The organism is Pseudomonas sp. P5_A12, assembly GCF_056400685.1.
Map to the genome: position 1 here is coordinate 1 of NZ_JBFUKU010000004.1, position 19258 is coordinate 19258.

The 19258-nt window shown below is 58.4% G+C and carries 19 protein-coding genes and 2 pseudogenes; 11 read left to right on the top strand and 10 right to left on the bottom strand.

Annotation, left to right across the window (positions count from 1 at the left end):
- From AC1DSG_RS01165 to AC1DSG_RS01175, 3 genes are all read left to right on the top strand, one after another.
- Positions 1-310, top strand: a 310-nt coding sequence (locus AC1DSG_RS01165) for a LysR substrate-binding domain-containing protein (protein WP_477789206.1), incomplete at its 5' end; no start/stop codon positions are given.
- Positions 311-507: 197 nt separating this feature from the next.
- Positions 508-1053, top strand: coding sequence for a hypothetical protein (locus tag AC1DSG_RS01170; protein ID WP_477789207.1), 546 nt, complete (start codon positions 508-510; stop codon positions 1051-1053).
- A gap of 35 nt (positions 1054-1088) precedes the next feature.
- A complete protein-coding gene (locus tag AC1DSG_RS01175) occupies positions 1089-1250 on the top strand; it encodes a hypothetical protein (protein WP_477789208.1) in 162 nt (53 codons plus the stop codon).
- Between the two features lie 52 nt (positions 1251-1302).
- Here the strand turns inward: AC1DSG_RS01175 and AC1DSG_RS01180 are convergent, their stop codons facing one another.
- Together AC1DSG_RS01180 and cysK are read right to left on the bottom strand one after the other, a co-directional pair.
- Positions 1303-2241, bottom strand: a complete 939-nt coding sequence (locus AC1DSG_RS01180; RefSeq protein WP_477789209.1) for an aspartyl/asparaginyl beta-hydroxylase domain-containing protein — start codon at positions 2239-2241, stop codon at positions 1303-1305.
- Between the two features lie 215 nt (positions 2242-2456).
- Positions 2457-3431, bottom strand: coding sequence for a cysteine synthase A (cysK, locus tag AC1DSG_RS01185; RefSeq protein WP_477789210.1), 975 nt, complete (start codon positions 3429-3431; stop codon positions 2457-2459).
- Positions 3432-3560: 129 nt separating this feature from the next.
- On the opposite strand from cysK, the gene AC1DSG_RS01190 reads away from it, so the two are divergent.
- Positions 3561-4637 carry a DUF748 domain-containing protein gene (locus tag AC1DSG_RS01190; RefSeq protein ID WP_477789211.1) on the top strand — a complete coding sequence of 359 codons (1077 nt, stop codon included), beginning with the start codon at positions 3561-3563 and terminating at the stop codon, positions 4635-4637.
- On the opposite strand, the gene AC1DSG_RS01195 is transcribed toward AC1DSG_RS01190, so the two are convergent.
- Positions 4634-5137, bottom strand: a complete 504-nt coding sequence (locus tag AC1DSG_RS01195) for a DUF2442 domain-containing protein (protein ID WP_477789212.1) — start codon at positions 5135-5137, stop codon at positions 4634-4636. The two genes, AC1DSG_RS01190 and AC1DSG_RS01195, sit on opposite strands and share 4 nt — an antisense overlap.
- A gap of 221 nt (positions 5138-5358) precedes the next feature.
- Here AC1DSG_RS01195 and AC1DSG_RS01200 point away from each other — a divergent pair, with 221 nt between their 5' ends.
- Both AC1DSG_RS01200 and AC1DSG_RS01205 read left to right on the top strand, forming a co-directional pair.
- Positions 5359-6204, top strand: a complete 846-nt coding sequence (locus tag AC1DSG_RS01200; protein ID WP_008153159.1) for an AAA family ATPase — start codon at positions 5359-5361, stop codon at positions 6202-6204.
- Positions 6205-6215: 11 nt separating this feature from the next.
- The gene (locus AC1DSG_RS01205; RefSeq protein ID WP_007946791.1) at positions 6216-7394 is read left to right on the top strand and encodes a vWA domain-containing protein; all 1179 of its coding nucleotides are present in this window, start codon (positions 6216-6218) and stop codon (positions 7392-7394) included.
- Between the two features lie 92 nt (positions 7395-7486).
- Here AC1DSG_RS01205 and AC1DSG_RS01210 read toward each other — a convergent pair whose 3' ends face one another.
- From AC1DSG_RS01210 to AC1DSG_RS01225, 4 genes are read right to left on the bottom strand one after another with little or no spacing between them, the layout of a single operon-like run.
- Positions 7487-8413: a 5-oxoprolinase subunit C family protein gene (locus tag AC1DSG_RS01210; RefSeq protein WP_477789213.1), complete on the bottom strand. Its 927-nt coding sequence runs from the start codon at positions 8411-8413 to the stop codon at positions 7487-7489.
- Positions 8410-9114 carry a 5-oxoprolinase subunit B family protein gene (locus AC1DSG_RS01215; protein ID WP_477789214.1) on the bottom strand — a complete coding sequence of 235 codons (705 nt, stop codon included), beginning with the start codon at positions 9112-9114 and terminating at the stop codon, positions 8410-8412. Before AC1DSG_RS01215 ends, AC1DSG_RS01210 begins: the two co-directional genes overlap by 4 nt.
- A complete protein-coding gene (locus AC1DSG_RS01220) occupies positions 9111-9863 on the bottom strand; it encodes a 5-oxoprolinase subunit PxpA (RefSeq protein WP_477789215.1) in 753 nt (250 codons plus the stop codon). Before AC1DSG_RS01220 ends, AC1DSG_RS01215 begins: the two co-directional genes overlap by 4 nt.
- 44 nt (positions 9864-9907) lie before the next feature.
- Positions 9908-11194 carry an MFS transporter gene (locus tag AC1DSG_RS01225; RefSeq protein WP_477789216.1) on the bottom strand — a complete coding sequence of 429 codons (1287 nt, stop codon included), beginning with the start codon at positions 11192-11194 and terminating at the stop codon, positions 9908-9910.
- A 148-nt stretch (positions 11195-11342) separates the two neighbouring features.
- Between AC1DSG_RS01225 and AC1DSG_RS01230 the strand changes: the two genes are divergently transcribed.
- The 4 genes and pseudogenes from AC1DSG_RS01230 (at position 11343) to AC1DSG_RS01245 (ending at position 14937) form a co-directional block, all read left to right on the top strand.
- Positions 11343-12272 (top strand): LysR family transcriptional regulator, encoded by a 930-nt coding sequence (locus tag AC1DSG_RS01230; protein ID WP_477789217.1) that lies wholly within the window; start codon positions 11343-11345, stop codon positions 12270-12272.
- Between the two features lie 111 nt (positions 12273-12383).
- Positions 12384-12572, top strand: a pseudogene (locus AC1DSG_RS01235) (hypothetical protein); the annotation flags it as partial.
- Between the two features lie 35 nt (positions 12573-12607).
- Positions 12608-12812 (top strand): annotated as a pseudogene (locus AC1DSG_RS01240) (MFS transporter); the annotation flags it as partial.
- 13 nt (positions 12813-12825) lie between these two features.
- Positions 12826-14937 (top strand): TonB-dependent receptor, encoded by a 2112-nt coding sequence (locus AC1DSG_RS01245; protein WP_477789218.1) that lies wholly within the window; start codon positions 12826-12828, stop codon positions 14935-14937.
- A 78-nt stretch (positions 14938-15015) separates the two neighbouring features.
- On the opposite strand, the gene AC1DSG_RS01250 is transcribed toward AC1DSG_RS01245, so the two are convergent.
- From AC1DSG_RS01250 to AC1DSG_RS01260, 3 genes are read right to left on the bottom strand one after another with little or no spacing between them, the layout of a single operon-like run.
- Positions 15016-15558 carry a DUF2937 family protein gene (locus AC1DSG_RS01250; protein ID WP_477789219.1) on the bottom strand — a complete coding sequence of 181 codons (543 nt, stop codon included), beginning with the start codon at positions 15556-15558 and terminating at the stop codon, positions 15016-15018.
- A gap of 14 nt (positions 15559-15572) precedes the next feature.
- On the bottom strand, positions 15573-16349 hold the full coding sequence (locus tag AC1DSG_RS01255) for a class II glutamine amidotransferase (RefSeq protein WP_477789220.1): 777 nt from the start codon (positions 16347-16349) through the stop codon (positions 15573-15575).
- 33 nt (positions 16350-16382) lie between these two features.
- Positions 16383-16880, bottom strand: a complete 498-nt coding sequence (locus AC1DSG_RS01260; RefSeq protein WP_477789221.1) for an MFS transporter — start codon at positions 16878-16880, stop codon at positions 16383-16385.
- 246 nt (positions 16881-17126) lie between these two features.
- Here AC1DSG_RS01260 and AC1DSG_RS01265 point away from each other — a divergent pair, with 246 nt between their 5' ends.
- Positions 17127-19181 (top strand): S9 family peptidase, encoded by a 2055-nt coding sequence (locus AC1DSG_RS01265; protein WP_477789222.1) that lies wholly within the window; start codon positions 17127-17129, stop codon positions 19179-19181.
- Positions 19182-19258 lie beyond the last annotated feature (77 nt).

Here is a 19258-nt window from a genome sequence, read left to right on the forward strand (position 1 = left end):
TCCAAGCCCGATGCGCGCCATCATCAATCAAGTGTTTCACAACGCCCGGGTCGACATCCCCAACAGCATCGTCGAAACCACCTCGATCATGACCTTGCTCTCCCTGGTGCAGCAGACTGACATGCTCGGCGTCACGCCCATGTCGGTGGTGGAAGACTATGCCGGTCGTGATTTGCTGGCCATCTTGCCGATCAAGTTCGAAGCACGGTTACCGCCCTATGGGCTGATCACCCGGCGTCATCGCATTCAATCGTCGGCGATGCAGGCGTTTATGAATTCGGTGCGGGCCGAGCATGCGCTGGCCAAATGAACAGGCCCGGAGCGCTGATTCCCGCGCACGATGGGGTAGACGGTGGGTTGGAAATCACCAGCGCCGACTACATCCAGCGGGTGACATGGATTGCAATGACTTGGACAAAGGGCCAGTAACGACAGTCAGAGAAATGCTGCTTACTCTGAGTGAAAGGGAATCGCCCGCGTTGGGGGACATGGAATGCAAGAGATCACATGCCAAGGGAACGGACGTGTCTGCGGTATCAGTTGTATCGATCAAGGGCTAGAACACTCGCAGGCCTCAAGATTGCCCAACTGCAACACGAGCTTGAGCTGGTTGGGCCAACAGATCTCGATTTGTCGAAAGTGCGCTTTGAAGCGATCAACGCCCAGGCACTGAAAGCCTGGGAACTTTGGCAAGATCCACACTTTGCATGGAATGAAGTGGTTGGATGGAAAGCGAGTGAGCCTTTGGCTCTGGATCTGGCCATCTGGTTTGATGAACGACTGTGCGGACTGTGTTTCGCAAATCCCAACAACAGTCGGCAAAAAATCCGCATCGTGCGATTGGAGGGATTGCCCGGAGAGGCTCATCCTCTGAAAAAACGTATTGCACCGTTGGCCATATTGGTCGTTGAACAGTACGCCAAAATTATTGGCAGCAAGTTCATCGAAGTACAGGAGCCGTTGAAAGGTGCAATTTCTATCTACCAACAATTCGGATTTTACTTCGATGCAGAGCGTCGACTTGTCAAAGCCGTAGAGAGCCTAGTATCTTGAAATCTGTTCAATATGTAACCAATGACGGAGGGAAGATGGGTAAAGTCATTAAGAAATCTCCCACAAGAAAACGCTCATCCACACCCGAAAGAAAACAGGTTGCTGTAGAGCTGACAGCCAGTGAGCGGCGCATTCTGCAACTAATTGCGACGGGCATCGAAGGCGAAGAACCCAGCCTGCTCGCCGGGCGCCCTTGAAGCAGGCGAAAAATACCGCTCCAAGGAGCGGTTTTTCATTTCTCGACGTGTCTTACCCAAACAACCAACTCCCTAGCAACGCCAGCACCACCACCGCCAAAACCGGCCGCATCACGCGGTACACCTTGGGGTGACGACGCTTCCACCGTTTAACCACCCCGCTGACCTTATCGCTGGAGTTCTTACTCCATGCGTACGCCCGATTAATCCCGCCGACTCGCTCATCATCAAGGTTTTGAGGTGCAGTGGCGCGTCCAAGAAAACCGCTGATCCCGCGGTTGATACAGGTCATGACGCGGCTGTTCAATGGGCGTTCGATGTCACAGAACAGAATCACCCGGGTCATCTCGGTTTCGTTCTTGACCCAATGCACATAGGTTTCATCGAACATCACGTCTTCGCCATCGCGCCAGGCGTATACCTGACCGTCGACAAAGATGCGGCAATCATCGGAGTTGGGCGTCGACAACCCCAGGTGATAACGCAAGGAACCGGCAAACGGATCACGATGCGGATTGAGGTGGCTGCCACCTGGGAGCAACGCGAACATCGCCCCTTTGATGTTGGGAATGCTGCTCACCAGCGCCACGGTCTTCGGGCACAAGGCTTCTGCCGAGGGCAGCGGCTTGTCGTACCACTTGAGGTAAAAGCGCTTCCAGCCCTTTTTGAAAAACGAACCGAAACCGGCGTCGTTGTTCCTCTCGGCAGCGCGAATATATCCCTCGTCGAACAAGTGCATGGCTTCGTCGCGGATCATTTCCCAGTTGTCCCGGAGCACGTCCAGTTCCGGAAACTTGCTGCGGTCCAGATAGGGTTTGGACGGCACGCCGGAGAACAGGTACATCAAGGCGTTGTAGGGTGCGAACAACGCCGAGTGATTGACGAATTGCCGCAAAACCGGCAATCGCGCCTTTCCACGCAAATGGACATAGAGCGTGCTGCCAAAAAACAGCAGCAACACCGACGCTTTCGCGGCAATGGAAAAGCTCATCTACGACTCCTTGAGAATAGACTTATCGCTCAACGCCCTTCACCCGGCGTGGCGCCCGGCCATCTTAATCATTCCCTCTTCCCGGGAAAAACCGCCTGAAGCAGCATTCAGTAAAAATTGCGCAACAAGCAATTTTTAGCATTCGGAATCTGAACGAGGACTGACCGTAGTCAATCCCGCCAACTCATCTATAGACGCTTAGCTTCCAGCCGCGCTTATTGCTGATTCTCCTGTTCGGTAAACAGATCGCTGAACAACATACTCGACAGGTAGCGCTCGCCAGAGTCCGGCAGGATCACAACGATGGTCTTGCCTTGCATTTCCGGGGTTTCCGCCAAGCGAACAGCAACCGCCATGGCCGCGCCACACGAAATACCACACAAAATCCCTTCTTCCTGCATCAAGCGCAAGGCCATGGCCTTGGACTCGTCGTCGGTGACCAACTCAACGCGATCCACCATTGACAGGTCCAGATTCTTAGGCACAAAACCGGCACCGATGCCCTGAATCTTGTGCGGACTCGGCTTGATCTCTTCGCCGGCGATGGCCTGGGTAATCACCGGCGAAACCGCAGGCTCAACGGCCACCGAGATAATCGGTTTGCCCTGGGTATTCTTGATATACCGCGAAACACCGGTAATGGTTCCACCTGTGCCGACGCCTGCCACCAACACATCGACCGCGCCGTCGGTATCGTTCCAGATTTCCGGACCGGTGGTTTTTTCGTGGATGGCCGGGTTGGCCGGGTTGTCGAACTGCGCCGGCATGAAGTACTTGGCCGGATCGCTGGCGACGATGTCGCCGGCTTTCTCAATCGCACCCTTCATGCCCTTGGCCGGCTCAGTCAGCACCAGTTGGGCGCCGAGTGCCTTGAGCACTTTGCGTCGTTCGATACTCATGGACGCCGGCATGGTCAGCATCAACTTGTAGCCACGGGCAGCGGCGACAAATGCCAGGCCGATGCCGGTATTGCCCGAGGTCGGTTCGACGATGGTCATGCCAGGCTTGAGTTTACCGCTGCTTTCGGCATCCCAGATCATGTTTGCGCCGATCCGGCACTTGACTGAATAACCGGGGTTGCGCCCTTCGATCTTGGCCAGGATGGTTACGCCGCGCGGAGCGATGCGATTGATCTGCACCAAGGGCGTATTGCCGATGGAGTGGGCGTTGTCAGCGAAGATACGGCTCATGTCTGGGTCCTTAACTGCAGCATGGAAATAGCGCATCAAGGTAAGCCTCTTGCCCTTGGGCGTCCAGTCAGGTCGAACGTCCGGTGGTCAGCGTAGTCAATCGCTTTACATCGCCAGAGATTTACCACCATGAAACGTCGATACAGTTGGCCCCTGTGGACGCTCGCCGGCCTCGTTGTGCTGCTGATTACCCTGCACATCGCCCTGCCCTATATGGTGCGCGACTACCTGAACGACAAACTGGCAGACATGGGTGACTACCGTGGCCAGATCACCGACGTAGACCTGGCCCTGTGGCGCGGCGCTTACAAAATTAATGGATTGAAAATCGTCAAGGTCGACGGCAAGGTCCCGGTACCCTTCGTCGATGCACCGCTCATCGACCTTTCCGTCAGTTGGCATTCACTCTGGTATGACCATGCAGTGGTCGCCCAGGTGCAGTTCTTCAATCCCGAGGTGAACTTCGTCGACGGCGGCGCCAATAAGCAAAACTCGCAAACAGGCCAGGGCACCGACTGGCGCGCGCAACTGGGCAAATTGTTACCCGTCACCCTGGACGAAGTGCAGATCCACGACGGCAAAATCAGTTTTCGCAACTTCAATTCCAAGCCTCCCGTGAATATGAATGCCACTCAGGTCAATGCCAGCATTTACAACCTGACCAACGTGGTCGACAAACAAGGCAAGCGTGATGCTCGCTTCGAAGGCAAGGCCCTGCTGCTCGGGCACGCACCTTTGGAAACCACCGCAACGTTTGATCCACTGAGTAATTTCGAAGACTTCGAATTTCGGATGCGCGCCAAAGGCATCGAACTCAAACGCATGAACGACTTCGCCTCGGCCTATGGCAAGTTCGACTTCAACGCAGGTCATGGCGATGTGGTCATTGAAGCGCAAGCCAAAAAAGCCCGATTGACCGGTTACATCAAACCGCTGCTCATAGACGTCGACGTGTTCAACTGGCAGCAAGACGTGCAAAACAAGGACAAAGGGATTTTCCGATCGATCTGGGAGGCCATCGTCGGAGGCTCTGAAACCGTCCTGAAAAACCAGGGCAAAAACCAGTTCGCGACCCGAGTGGAGCTCAAAGGAAACGTGCATCGCCAGGATATCAGCGCGTTCCAGGCGTTTTTGCAGATTTTGCGCAATGGTTTCATCCAGGCGTTCAACGCGCAGTATGAGCGGCCGAAGCCGGAGGCTGGTTAGGGTTTGCGTGTGACGGTATAGCGACCGGTTTCTTCAGCTGCGCGTGTAGACTTCGATTGCTGTTGCAGGAAATCCCAGCCCAAGCAGGCTAATGCCAAGGAACGTGGCACCACTTCACGACCACTGCTGTAGCGGGTGATACTGCGGGTGCTGACCCCAAGCGCCTCTGCCGCCTGATTGAGTGACAATCCGGTGCGTGCGCGCCACTCAATGAACGTACGAGTGTTTTCGTCGGATGCGTTTTGTGCGAGTGCATCCAGATACAGGCTATCTGCCCCGATTTGAATGTCCAGCTCAGGCCATTCGACGCTCCAGCCATCGTCGCCTAGAGACGCACCGTCGAACGCGCCCAGCGCCAGCAATGGCTGCAATCCTGGATAAGCGTGCAGGTCGCGGCTCAAATCGAGTGTTAACTGCTGACCATCGATAAACGTCAGCGCCAGACGGTTATCTGGCAACGCCTGAACGGCCGACAGCCGTGGTCGTTTCATGGGTAACATCGCTCCAATTCACTAAGAATTGCAGCAAGATATCGCCAATATGGCGATATCCCAATACTGGCCAGCAGCCAAGACTGAGTCAAGATGTGACGCTCCATTCAGAGACTGAATAAGCCGTCTGCGTTCACAGTCGACCGGGCAGCGCGGTATAGTCGGGCATCAATATTATTGCGTCCCGCCCTGCCTCATTCAGGTCGGCGTCACCGTTCGAGGATTAGCAGATGAAGTTCGAAGGCACCCAGGCCTACGTCGCCACCGATGACCTGAAGCTGGCGGTCAACGCCGCCATTACCCTGGAGCGTCCACTGCTGGTCAAGGGCGAGCCGGGCACGGGCAAAACCATGCTGGCCGAGCAACTGGCCGAGTCCTTCGGCGCCAAGTTGATCACCTGGCACATCAAGTCCACCACCAAGGCGCATCAGGGCCTGTACGAGTACGACGCGGTCAGCCGCCTGCGCGACTCGCAACTGGGCACGGAAAAGGTTCACGACGTTCGCAACTACCTGAAAAAGGGCAAGCTCTGGGAAGCCTTCGAATCCGAAGAGCGGGTGATTCTGCTGATCGACGAGATCGACAAGGCGGACATCGAGTTCCCGAACGACTTGTTGCAAGAACTCGACAAGATGGAGTTCTACGTTTACGAGATCGACGAGACCATCAAGGCCAAGAAACGCCCGATCATCATCATTACCTCCAACAACGAGAAAGAGCTGCCGGACGCGTTCCTGCGCCGCTGCTTTTTCCATTACATCGCCTTCCCGGATCGCACCACGATGCAGAGGATCGTCGATGTGCACTACCCAAACATTAAGAAGGATCTGGTCAGCGAAGCGCTGGATGTGTTCTTCGACGTGCGCAAAGTGCCGGGCCTGAAGAAAAAGCCATCGACCTCCGAGCTGGTGGACTGGCTGAAACTGCTGATGGCGGACAACATTGGCGAAGCGGTACTGCGTGAACGCGATCCGACCAAGGCCATTCCGCCGCTGGCCGGTGCGCTGGTGAAGAACGAACAGGACGTGCAGTTGCTTGAGCGCCTGGCGTTCATGAGCCGTCGCGGCACTCGATAAGGGTTAACGCCATGCTGCTCAACCTGTTCAATGAAATGCGCGCCGCCAAGGTGCCGGTCTCGGTGCGGGAGCTGCTGGACTTGATCAACGCGCTGAAACAGCGTGTGACCTTCGCCGACATGGACGAGTTCTATTACTTGTCCCGAGCGATTCTGGTGAAGGACGAAAAGCATTTCGACAAGTTTGACCGGGCGTTCGGGGCTTACTTCAACGGCCTGGAAAAACTCGACGATCACCTTCAGGCCCTGATTCCCGAAGACTGGCTGCGCAAGGAATTCGAACGCTCCCTGACTGATGAAGAACGGGCGGCGATCCAGTCCCTTGGCGGCCTGGACAAACTGATCGAAGAGTTCAAGAAACGCCTCGAAGAACAGAAAGAACGCCATGCCGGTGGCAACAAGTGGATCGGCACCGGTGGCACCAGTCCGTTCGGCTCCGGCGGCTTCAACCCGGAAGGCATCAGGGTCGGCGATGCCGGAAAACGTCAGGGTAAAGCGGTCAAGGTCTGGGATCAGCGCGAGTACAAGAACCTCGACGACTCCGTGGAACTGGGCACGCGCAACATCAAGGTGGCCCTGCGTCGCCTGCGCAAATTTGCCCGTCAGGGTGCCGCGGAAGAGCTGGACATCGATGGCACTATCGATCACACCGCCAAAGATGCCGGGCTGCTGAATATCCAGATGCGGCCGGAGCGGCGCAACACCGTCAAGTTGTTGCTGCTGTTCGACATCGGCGGCTCGATGGACGCGCACGTGAAAATTTGCGAGGAACTGTTTTCGGCCTGCAAGACCGAGTTCAAGCACCTGGAGTACTTCTACTTCCACAACTTCATCTATGAATCGGTGTGGAAGAACAACATGCGTCGCACCTCCGAACGCACATCAACCCAGGACCTGCTGCACAAGTACGGCGCCGACTACAAAGTGATCTTCATCGGTGACGCCGCCATGGCGCCTTATGAAATCACCCAGGCGGGCGGCAGCGTCGAGCACTGGAACGAAGAAGCCGGTTATGTGTGGATGCAACGGTTCAGGGAGAAGTACAAGAAGCTCATCTGGATCAACCCGTATCCGAAAGATACGTGGGGCTATACATCGTCGACCAATATTGTGCGGGACTTGATTGATGACCAGATGTATCCGCTGACCCTGCGGGGGTTGGAGGAAGGGATGCGGTTTTTGTCCAAGTAATCTTTGTTGTCCGTTAGTGCCCCATCGCTGGCAAGCCAGGCTCCTACAAACGACCTCAATCCCTGTAGGAGCCTGGCTTGCCAGCGATGCTTTTAGCGATTTGAAAAACGGCGCAAATACTCGACATGCTCGCGATGCGCCACATCCTGCACCACCGGCCGCAACCGCACCGTCGCCCCCGGCAGGCACTGCGCCAGCCGCGCCAGCGCCAACGGCGTCAAGGCTCCCAGTCGCGGATAACCGCCAATGGTCTGCCGATCATTGAGCAACACGATCGGCTGCCCGTCCGGCGGCACCTGCACCGCGCCGAGCGGGATGCCTTCGGATATCAACGGTTTTCCCTGGTACTGCAACGCCGTGCCCAACAGGCGAATGCCCATCCGGTCGGCGCGGCTGTCGAGTGTCCACACACGGTTGAACGCGTCGAACAGACTCTGCCCGCTGAACTCACCGATCTGTGCGCCCAGTACCAGATCCAGCGGCGAATCGTCGGTAAAATCCGGTCGATGCTCCGTCGGCAACTCCCGCAGCAAGAGCAACGCATTCCCTGCATAACTCAGCTGCGTACCTTTGGTCAACGCCCGGCCCCGGCCATCCACGCCGCCCAGTTCCTCACGGACCACGGTCGAACGGCTGCCCAGGACGCTTGGCGCCTCAAATCCGCCCGGCGCAGCGAGATAAGCCCGAGCCCCGAGCTTTGGCTGTGTGAGCTGCAATCGCTGACCTTTATGCAGCCTGAAACTGCGCCATGGCGCCAGCGCCTCGCCGTCGACTTGAGCCCCCAGATCCGCACCGGCCAGCGCCAGTACGCAATCCTCTTCGGCCACCACCGTGAACCCGCCGAGGGTGATTTCGATCACCGGCGCATTCAGGTCATTACCCAGCAGCCAGTTGGCCCAGGACATTGAACGCCAATCCAGCCCGCCTCCCTGCGTCACGCCCAAATGCCGCACGCCAAAGCGGCCGGCGTCCTGTAACAGGCACAGCGGCGTACTCGTTTCTATTGATAAGCGGCTCATGCCTGCGCCTCCAATGGCGTGTCGTCACCGCCCAGATGGATGAATTCGGCGTGGCTGACCGCTTCAAAGCGCACCGTGTCGCCCGGTTGCATGAGGCTGTAGCCGTCACGTTCGCGGTCGAACAGTTTGGCCGGGGTGCGGCCGATCAGGTTCCAGCCGCCGGGGGACACCACCGGATAGGCGGCGGTTTGACGCTCAGCGATGCCGACACTGCCGGCTGCGACTTTTTTGCGCGGGGTGTTCAGGCGTGGCGCGGCGAGCACTTCTTCCACCAACCCCATGAAAGCGAAACCCGGCGCGAAACCCAAGGCGAACACCTGATACTCGCGCCCGCTGTGACGGCGGATCACCTCCTCCACCGCCAGCCCGCTGCGCTGCGACAACAGGCTCAGCTCCGGGCCGACGCTCAAGTCATACCAGACCGGCAGCACATGACATTGACCGCCGGTGCGTGTGTTGGGTGACAGGTCGATCAGCGCTTCAGCAATCAATTCCCGAGCCTGAGCAGGGCTTAGCGCGGTCAAATCGTAATGCACCATCAACGTCGTATAGGACGGCACCAGATCGATCAGATGACCACCGAACGCAGCACGCAAATTGTCGCTGGCCGCCAGCATCCACGGCATGTTGGCTTCGGCAATCTCATCAAAGAGACGCACCATCAGGCAATCCAGCGCAACCACCTCTACGCGCAGCTTCATGATGCGCTCTGCTGATCAAGGGCTTCGCGGATCCGTTGTACAGCGGCAACCGAACTGACGTTGTCGCCGTGTACGCACAAGGTGTTGGCCTGCAAGTGCAATGCGCTGCCGTCGCTGGCAGTGAGGGGGTCACCACGGGCGATGGTCAGCGCCTGTTCAATGACTTTCTCGGGATCATGATGCACCGCGCCCGGCAGTTGTCGCGAAACCAGCATGCCCGCGCTGTCGTAGGCGCGGTCGGCAAAGGCTTCGAACCACAAGGTCACGCCATATTCATCGCCCATTTGCTGCGCGGCGCTGTTGTCGCGGGTCGCCATCAACATCAACGGCAAGCTCCGGTCGTACGCCGCCACGGCCTGAAGCACCGCACGCAACTGTGCCGGGTTGGCCATCATGTCGTTGTACATCGCGCCGTGGGGTTTGACGTAGCTGACGCGCCCGCCCTGAGCGCGGCAAATGCCGTCGAGGGCGCCGATCTGGTAATGCAGGATGTCCTGGAGTTCCTGGGTGCTATACACCATCGAGCGCCGGCCGAACCCGACCAGATCCTGATAGGCCGGGTGCGCGCCGATCTGCACGCCGTTGCTCAGCGCCAGGCTGACGGTCTTGCGCATGATGCTCGGGTCGCCGGCATGGAAACCACAGGCGATGTTGGCGCAATCAATGAAGGGCATGACTTCGGCATCCAGACCCATGGTCCAGCTGCCGAAACTCTCGCCGATGTCGCAGTTCAATAGCAGGCGGCTCACGGAGAACACTCCTGTAGGTTCTATTCTTTTCAGAGGCAGGCAGATTACTGTGCATCCAGTTGTTTGCCACGGGTTTCCGGCAGGCTCAGCGCCGCGAGGATCACCACCCCGTAGGACACTGCCGCAAACGCCCCGATGCCTACACTCAATGGCACCTTCTGGCTAAGCAAACCGATCAACAGCGGAAACAATGCCGCCAGCGCCCGACCGATGTTGTAGCAAAACCCCTGGCCCGAACCGCGAATCCGTGTCGGAAACAACTCAGTCAAAAACGCGCCCATACCACTGAAAATACCCGAAGCGAAGAAGCCCAGCGGGAAACCCAGCCACAGCATTACGCCATTGCTGACCGGCAATTGCGTGTAGAGCAACACGATGGTGAACGAGCCGACCGCGAACAGGATGAAGTTCTTCTTGCGCCCGAGGATGTCAGTCAAATAGGCGCTGATGACATAGCCGACGTAGGAACCGACGATCACCATCGCCAGATAACCGCCCGTGCCGAGTACGCTCAAACCCCGCTCGTTCTTCAGAAACGTCGGCAACCATGAGGTGATCGCGTAGTAACCGCCCAGTGCGCCAGTGGTCAGCACCGAAGCGCGAATCGTGGTGAAGAGGATGCCGGGGGCAAAAATCTCGTAGAACTTCGCAGGGTTGCTCGGTTCCTGTTTGGCCTTGGCTTCGCGGTAGATTTCCGGATCCTTGACCAGACGACGAACGAAAATCACAAAAATTGCCGGCACGATGCCGAGAATGAACAGCGCACGCCAGGCATCTTCCGGCGGCAACAACGAAAACAGCAGCGCATACAGAATCGCCGTCAGCCCCCACCCCAGCGCCCAGCCCGATTGCACCATGCCCACCGCTTTGCCACGATCCTTGGCGCGAATCACTTCGCCCATCAGCACCGCGCCGGCGGTCCATTCACCGCCAAAACCGAAGCCCATCAGGGTGCGGCTGATCAACAATTGCTCGTAGTTTTGCGCGAAGCCGCAGAGGAAGGTGAAGAAGGCGAACCACAGCACCGTCAGTTGCAGGGTGCGCACGCGACCGATGCGGTCGGAGAGAATCCCCGCCACCCAACCACCGATGGCCGAGGCAATCAGGGTGCTGGTGTGAATCAGTCCGGCTTCGCCGGTGGTAATGCCCCACATCGCAATCAGGGTCGGCACCACGAAGCTGAGCATCTGGGTGTCCATGCCGTCCAGGCCATAGCCGATCTTGCAGCTCCAGAAAGTGCGGCGTTCCTGCTGATTGATGTTGCGGTACCAGTCGAAAGGTCCCGGGCGAGCCGTGGTTTTGGGGATGTCGAGCGTGTCGGGCGCACTCATGGCAAATCTCCGCGCTAGTTTTTATTGGTATTGTTCTGAGCCCCGACGACGCCTATCGTGGGAACCGGATGTGCCGATTTTTGGGCGCCCGGCCCTGCTGCGTCCAACTAATAAAAACCGGGCTTAGGCATAAGAAAAAGTTGATCCCATGAATTTGAAGTTTCTAGAAACCTTTGTCTGGGTCGCTCGACTCAAGAGTTTTCGCCTGACCGCCGACAAGCTCTTCACCACCCAGGCCTCGATTTCCAGCCGCATCGCCGTGCTCGAAAGTGAGCTGGGGGTGAAGCTGTTTCTGCGCGATTCACGCGGCGTCAGCCTGACGCCCGAAGGCCTGAAAGTGCTCGACTATGCCGAGCAGATGATGGACACCATGCAAGCACTCAAACAGTCGATCGAGACCCGTTCGAGCAAAATCGGGCGGGTGCGGATCGGCGTCATGGACACAGTGATCCACACATGGTTGAGCCCGCTGGTGGCGCAGATGACGGATCTCTATCCGTTGGTGGAAATCGAACTGGTGGCCGATACTTCGCTCAACCTCTGCGATCAACTGCAAAAAGGCTTTCTCGATCTGATCCTGCAAACCGACCTGATGCGTCAGGAAAGCGTGCGCAGCCTGGAGCTGGCCAGTCATCCCATGGGCTGGATCGCGGCGAGCAACTCCCTCTTCAACCGTGAGTATTCGGGCATCGCCGATCTGGCCCGCGAGAGGATCATTACCTACTCGAAAAACTCACATCCGCATCAGGAGGTGCTCGCCCTGATGCAGGCCAATGGTGTGATGACGCCACGCCTGAACTGCGTGAATTCGGTGTCGGCGATTACCCGGTTGCTACGGGACGGCTTTGGTATTGGAGCCCTGCCACCGGTGCTGGTGGCCGAAGAACTGGCGCGAGGGGAATTAACCCTGCTGGCCATCGATCAACGGCCGCCGGACTTGCAGGTGGTGGTGTCATGGCGCACGGGGGTTGAGTGGGTCGAGGAGATTGTGGCGTTGTGTCAGCACGTCTTGGAGCGCTATGCGCAGAAAGTGGGCGAGCACTACATCGTCTTGAGCAAATCCCCGGTCAGAATCTGAAGGACACTTTCTGCAATTTAAATATTAATTACTATCATTTGCATAATATTTCCCAAAAGGTATTCTCTGCGCGCTTTCAGCTAACCAACTGTCCACAAGGAATCGGACTTGATGCGCGCCTACACGGAAAAACAGCAGCAATTGCTCGCTCACTGGAGCGAAGCCCTTGGCACTCAGGCTTTCCAGTCCCACCGCATCACCCTCGATCATTTGAGCAATGCGCTGGAGCCCGCCGCCCAGCGCTGCTTCCAACGCCTGATCCAGGCGCTGTTTCGTGAAGGCCTGATCAACCCCGACACACTCCCCCACAAAATCCTGCTGCCCAGCGAATTGCTCTCGCCAGTCGATTCGTCTGGGGCATCTGGCAACGCGCCCTGCTGCCGCTGGCTTATGCCCTGATCGCCAACACCTTATCCACCTACACGTTTCTGGCTGGTGGCGCTGACCTACGCCGTAACTGCCATCGGGATCCGTTGGGTGCGGTCATTCAACGCCTCACCTGACCGCTCGAACGTATCTACCCACACCTATCACAACTAAAAAAGTCCTTATCATGACCCGACTCAAACTCCCCCTACTGATCCCGCTGCTTGGGACCTTCAGCGCTCAGTCCTGGGCCGAAGATACCGAGCAGCAGCCCGGCACTTTGAACATGCAGGCCACCGTCGTCTCCGCTACTCGCAGCGAAGCGACCATCGCTTCGATTCCAGGTTCGGTCCTGGTGATCGACGAACAGCAGATCCGTGAGCAGAGCGGCGCAGGTCGCCGGATCTCCGACATCCTCGGGCAACTGGTCCCCGGTCTTGCACCGTCCAGCGGCGGGATGAGCAACTTCGGCCAGACCCTGCGCGGGCGCAACATGTTGGTATTGATCGACGGCGTATCGCAGAACGCCACACGCGACAACTTCCGCCAGCTCAACAGCGTCACCCCGGCCAGCGTCGAACGCATCGAAGTGGTCTCCGGCGCCAGCAGCCTCTATGGTGCCGGCGCTTCAGGCGGCATCATCAATATCATCACCAAGCGCAATCAGGGTCAGGACAATGCCTACAGCAGCAAACTGGGCCTGACCACCGGCAACAACCTCAATAGCAAAGGCTTCGCCTACGAAGCCTTTCAGAGCGCGACCGGGCGCAAGGATGCCCTGGACTGGTACGTCTCCGCCGACCTGATCCAGCGTAACGATATGTACGACGGTAACGGCAACCGTATCCCTCAGGACACCTCTCAGGGAAGCAGCATGGACACCGAAACCTATGACTTGCAAGGTCGTTTCGGTTACGAACTGGATGCCGACAAAAAAATCAGCCTGGCGCTGCAGGACTACAAGGATCAGCAGGACACGGGTTACACCAAAGACCCGAAAAACCTGCAGCAAGCCGTGGCGGTCAAGGGATTGAAACTGGATGAGCAACCCTACACCCATAACCAGGCGGTCAACCTCAACTACACCGACGCGGACTTCTACGGTCAAGGCCTGCAATTGGAAAGTTACTGGCGACGCGCCGATGCACTGTTCTTCCCGGACCTGTCGCGGGGCAAAGCCGGGATCTCCGACAACAATAGCGTGCAGGATGTCTACGGCCTGCGCGCGGCCATCGATACGCCGCTGCCCGCCATCGGGAGTGCCACGGGCAACCTGGTCTGGGGCGCCGACTTTGATAATGAGCGCTCCCGCCAACGAGGTGATCAATACACGCTCAATGGTCTGACCTACACCAAGACCGGCACTACTTACGAGCTGGGCCCGGACATCGAAACCACCACCAAATCGCTGTTCGGGCAAATGTCCTGGGACATCGGTGACTGGACCTTGCGTGGCGGTGTGCGCCGTGAATGGATCGAAAGCGACGTCTCCGACAGCATTGCTTATGGTGAGATCGTGCAGACCGGCGTACGCGCCACACTGCCCGGCGACACCCTCAAATACGATGACACGCTGTACAACCTGGGGGCGGTCTACCACCTGAGTGAAAACCAGAACGTATTCGCCAATTTCAGCCAGGGGTTCTCGCTGCCGGATATCCAGCGCTTCATGCGTGACGTCAGCAGCACCTTCGACATCCAGAGCCTCAACGCCCAGGCCATCAAGGTCAACAGTTATGAGCTGGGCTGGCGTGGTGACTGGGACCGGTGGCAGGCCGACGTTACCGTGTATGAAAACACCTCGGACGTGACCCAGTTCTACGATGCCAATGATCGCGTATTACGCCTGATCAACCAGAAAGAGCGCGTTCGCGGCATTGAAAACAACCTGAACTACCGCGTGACCGATCAATGGTCGGTGGGTGGCACTTACGCCTGGGCCAAAGGCGAGACCGAGCAGAACGGCAAGTGGATCGATCTGCCGGCGACGCGTATCTCACCGGCCAAGACCACGCTGTTCGTCAGCTATATCGAAGAGGATTACAACCTGCGCCTGCAAGGCATGCATTTGTCCAGTTATGACGCCGCCTCCAAGGACAACAACGGACGCGACATCGACGGTTATACGCTGGTGGACCTGCTCGGCTCCGTGCAACTGCCGGTCGGTCGTCTTGAAGGCGGGGTGTTTAATCTGACGGATCGCACGTACGTAAACCTGTTCACCCAGGCCAACGCCAGAGCGCCCTACGCCAACGCCGAAGGCCGCACGCTGAGCATGAGCTACTCGGTCGACTGGTAAAAGCAGGAGCCAGCTTGCCAGCGATACGACCTGCCAGACATATGTGTCGCGGCAATCGCCGGCAAACCGGCTACAGGATTACAGGCCGCGCACATCCCGGTCTTCAATCGGCCGGCTCTGGCGCAGGCGTTTGCCGCCCAGCACTACCCAGTCGATCAAGCGGAACAGGCATTCGATGCCGAACGACAGCAACAACGCACCGCTCATGCCCCAGATCATCGCTTCCGGCGTCAGCAGGATCTGGTAGCTGTAGCCATTCCAGGTTTCCTTGCGGATGTCCGGGTCGGCGGCCAGCACCACTTGCAGGAAGCGGATGTACCACGGACCTTGCATGGCCTGGAATTGCTTGTCCAACGCCAGTTGACGGGTCAGCAAGTTACTCAGGCTGTCAGCATCGCTGCGAAAGATCGGGTCTTCGCTGGCGCGGTAATGGGCGACCAGCGCCTGCATGTCGCCTTTGAAAAACTGATTGGCGGTGCCCTGGAAACCGCTCAAACCGGTTTGCGCCTCGATCAGGTGGGCCTCGACCCGCTTCGCGTAATCATTGATAAACCCCGGCACCTGGACCCCGATCAACAGGCCCGCCGCAAATAACACCAGCCGTAGATAACTGAGCAACATCGGGGGAGATATCCTTATTCGGTCTTGCCTTGACTGACGCATTCGCCGCGTCGCCAGAGGCTCCATTGGCCCGGCTCGTAGCGGGTCCAGGTTTCGTTTTCGGTCAGGGGTTCGGTGGCAATCACCGTCACCACGTCGTTGGGCGTGGTTTCGGCCTGGAAGTCGACGATCACATCGACATCCTTCAAGCGCGCAGGGCCGAAAGGCGCCCGACGGGTGATCTGGGCCAATTTGGTCGAGCAATAGCAGAACAGCCAGTCGCCGTCGCTGAGCAGGCAATTGAATACGCCTTTGCTACGGTATTCGGCGCAGGCCGCTACCAGGTCGGGCAGCAACTCTTCAACCTCGACCGGTTCCGGGAACGCCGCGCGCACGCGGTTGAGCAAATCGCAGAACGCCGCCTCGCTGTCGGTGTCACCAACGGGGCGATAGAAACTGGCGGTCGGTTGAAAGTCAGCGAGTTGGCCATTGTGGGCGAAACACCAGTTACGCCCCCACAGCTCGCGCACGAACGGATGCGTATTGGACAGGCAGACCTTGCCGACATTGGCCTGGCGGATGTGCCCGATCACCACTTCGCTTTTGATCGGATAGCGCTGCACCAGGTTCGCGACTTCCGACTCGCTGCTGGCGGCAGGGTCCTGAAACAGGCGCAGGCCACGGCCCTCATAGAACGCGATCCCCCAGCCATCACGGTGCGGACCGGTACGACCGCCGCGCTGCATCAGCCCGGTGAAGCTGAACACGATGTCGGTCGGCACATTGGCGCTCATGCCCAATAACTCACACATGTTCGGACTCTCGATGAAAAGGTAGGGGCAAGGTTACAAACGCGGCTCGACTCGCAATCGCTGAGGATTGCTCGGAACCGGCGGGCGGCCGTAACGATCATCGCCGGCACCGCCGAAGGGATGATCGTCTTCAGGGTCTTCGGCTTTGACCGCAGCCTTGGCGGCGGCCGCTTGTTCCTTGCGAGCATTGGAAGCGCGCTCGATGGGGATGCGGATCGCCACCATGACCAGATAAAGACCAAAGGCGATCATGCCGTACATGAGCAGATCGGAAATTGCCCGCCACGCGTTGTTGCCGACCTTGAACAACAGGTCGAGCGCCGTAATGGCGATGGCCGGCGCGACTTTATCCTTCACCGGATCGATGATCGTCGGGCTGAATAGCAACACGGCCACAAGCAGCCGCAGCGGTTCGCGCAGCCAGCGCCACATCCAGTGGGTCAAGCGCATCCACACCAACAGGCAGCCCAAAGCGGCAAAGGCGTAGAGGCCCCAAGCGATCAGATAGTCGTTCTCGGTCATGGTGTCCATGGCAAGGCAGGCAAAGAGGCGCTTATAGTAACGACTTTTCGTGCATCAGGCTTGTCCCAATACCTGCCGGTCAAGACACATAACCTGTGGGAGCGAGCCTGCTCGCGATGAGGTCAGTACATTCAACATAATTGTTGTCTGGCAGTCCGCCATCGCGAGCAGGCTCACTCCCACAGGTTCTGCTGAGGACTTCAGAATTGCATGACGCCTGCAAAGCCCAATTTCGAACACTGTCGAGAGCCATCCATGCCCTTATCCGCCAACGCTTCCACCGCCCCGATTGCCCACAAGGCCAAAGGCGATGACCCGTATGCCTGGCTGCAGGAGCGCGACACCGACGCGGTGCTCGACTACCTCAAGGCTGAAAACAGCTATCAAGAGGCGCAAACCGCCGATCAGGCAGGCCTGCGCGAGACCCTGTACGAAGAGATCAAGGGCCGGATTCTCGAAACCGACTTGTCGCTGCCCTCCCCTTGGGGTCCGTACCTGTATTACACGCGGACCACCGCCGGTGATGAATATGCCCGTCACTACCGTTGCCCGCGTCCGGCCGATGACAGCCTGCAACTCGACGAAAGCCAGGAACAGTTGCTGCTGGACCCGAACGAACTGGCCAACGGTGGCTTTTTTTCCCTGGGTGCATTCAGCATCAGCCCCGACCACCAACGCCTGGCCTACAGCATCGACGCCAGCGGCGACGAGATCTACACGCTGTTCGTGAAGGAATTGTCCGATGGTCGCGTCAGCGAACTGGAGTTTCAGGACTGTGACGGCAGCATGACCTGGGCAAATGACAGCCTGACGCTGTTTTTCGGCGAACTGGACGACACCCATCGCCCGCACAAACTGTTCCGTTACCGGCTGGACGGCACGGCCGCCGAAGAAGTGTTCCATGAGCCGGACGGACGTTTCTTCCTGCATTGCTACCGCTCAAGCTCGGAACTGCAACTGCTGATGTCCCTTGGCAGCAAGACCACCAGTGAAGTCTGGGTGCTTGACGCCTGCGAACCACATCAGGCCTTCACTTGCCTGGCACCACGGGTTGAGAACCATGAGTACGACGTCGACCACGGCGCCCTCGACGGCCAATGGACCTGGTTCATCCGCACCAACCGCGACGGCATTAACTTTGCCCTGTACAGCGCCGTCGACACCGGTGTGGCGCCCACCGAAGCCGACTGGCAAAACCTGATCCCCCACAGTGACACCGTGATGATCGAGGGCATGAGCCTGAACACCGGCGCCATGACCCTGAGCCTGCGTGAAGGTGGATTGCCAATCATCGAAGTCCACCCACAAGGCCTGACGCCTTATCGGGTGCAATTGCCGGATGCGGCGTACAGCCTGCACGTCCAGAACAGTCTGGAGTTCGTCAGCGATAAGATTCGCCTGCGCTACGAGGCGTTGAACCGACCGGCGCAAATCCGCCAGCTTGAGCTGGACAGCGGTGAGCAGAAAGTCCTGAAAGAAACCCCGGTGCTCGGCCCGTTTGACGCCGATGCCTACGTCAGCCAGCGCCTGTGGGCAACCGCACCAGACGGTACGCAAGTGCCGATCAGCCTGGTGGTCAAACGCGAACATGTGGGCCAACCCGTGCCCCTGTACCTTTACGGTTATGGCGCTTATGGCGAAAGCCTCGACCCATGGTTCTCCCACGCCCGCCTGAGTCTGCTGAATCGCGGCGTGGCCTTCGCCATCGCACACGTGCGTGGCGGCGGTGAGTTGGGCGAGGCCTGGTATCGGGCCGGCAAGCAGGAGCACAAGCACAACACGTTCAGCGACTTCATTGCCTGTGCTGAACATTTGATTGCCAATGGCTTCACCGCCGCGCCACAGCTGGCGATCAGCGGCGGCAGTGCCGGTGGTTTGCTGATTGGCGCCGTGCTCAATCAACGGCCGGAATTGTTCGGCGCGGCGATTGCCGAAGTGCCATTCGTTGACGTGCTCAACACCATGCTCGACCCCGATCTGCCGCTGACCGTCACGGAATACGACGAATGGGGCAATCCTGAAGAGCCTGATGTCTATGATCGGATCAAGGCCTACGCACCCTACGAAAACATCACCGCGCAAGCCTACCCGGCGACCTTGGTGATTGCCGGCTACAACGACAGCCGTGTGCAGTACTGGGAAGCGGCGAAGTGGGTGGCGAAATTGCGCGCGACCAAAACCGACAGTCACACCCTTTTGCTCAAGACCGAACTGGGCGCCGGGCATGGCGGAATGAGCGGTCGTTATCAGGGATTACGTGACGTAGCGCTCGAATACGCATTTTTGTTCAAGGTTTTGGGCATTGCCTGAGGAACGTGGTGCGGGGTGCCGGTCTCAAGACCCGCCCCCGGCCCCGAGGCAACACCAATCCCCTGTGGGAGCCGGGC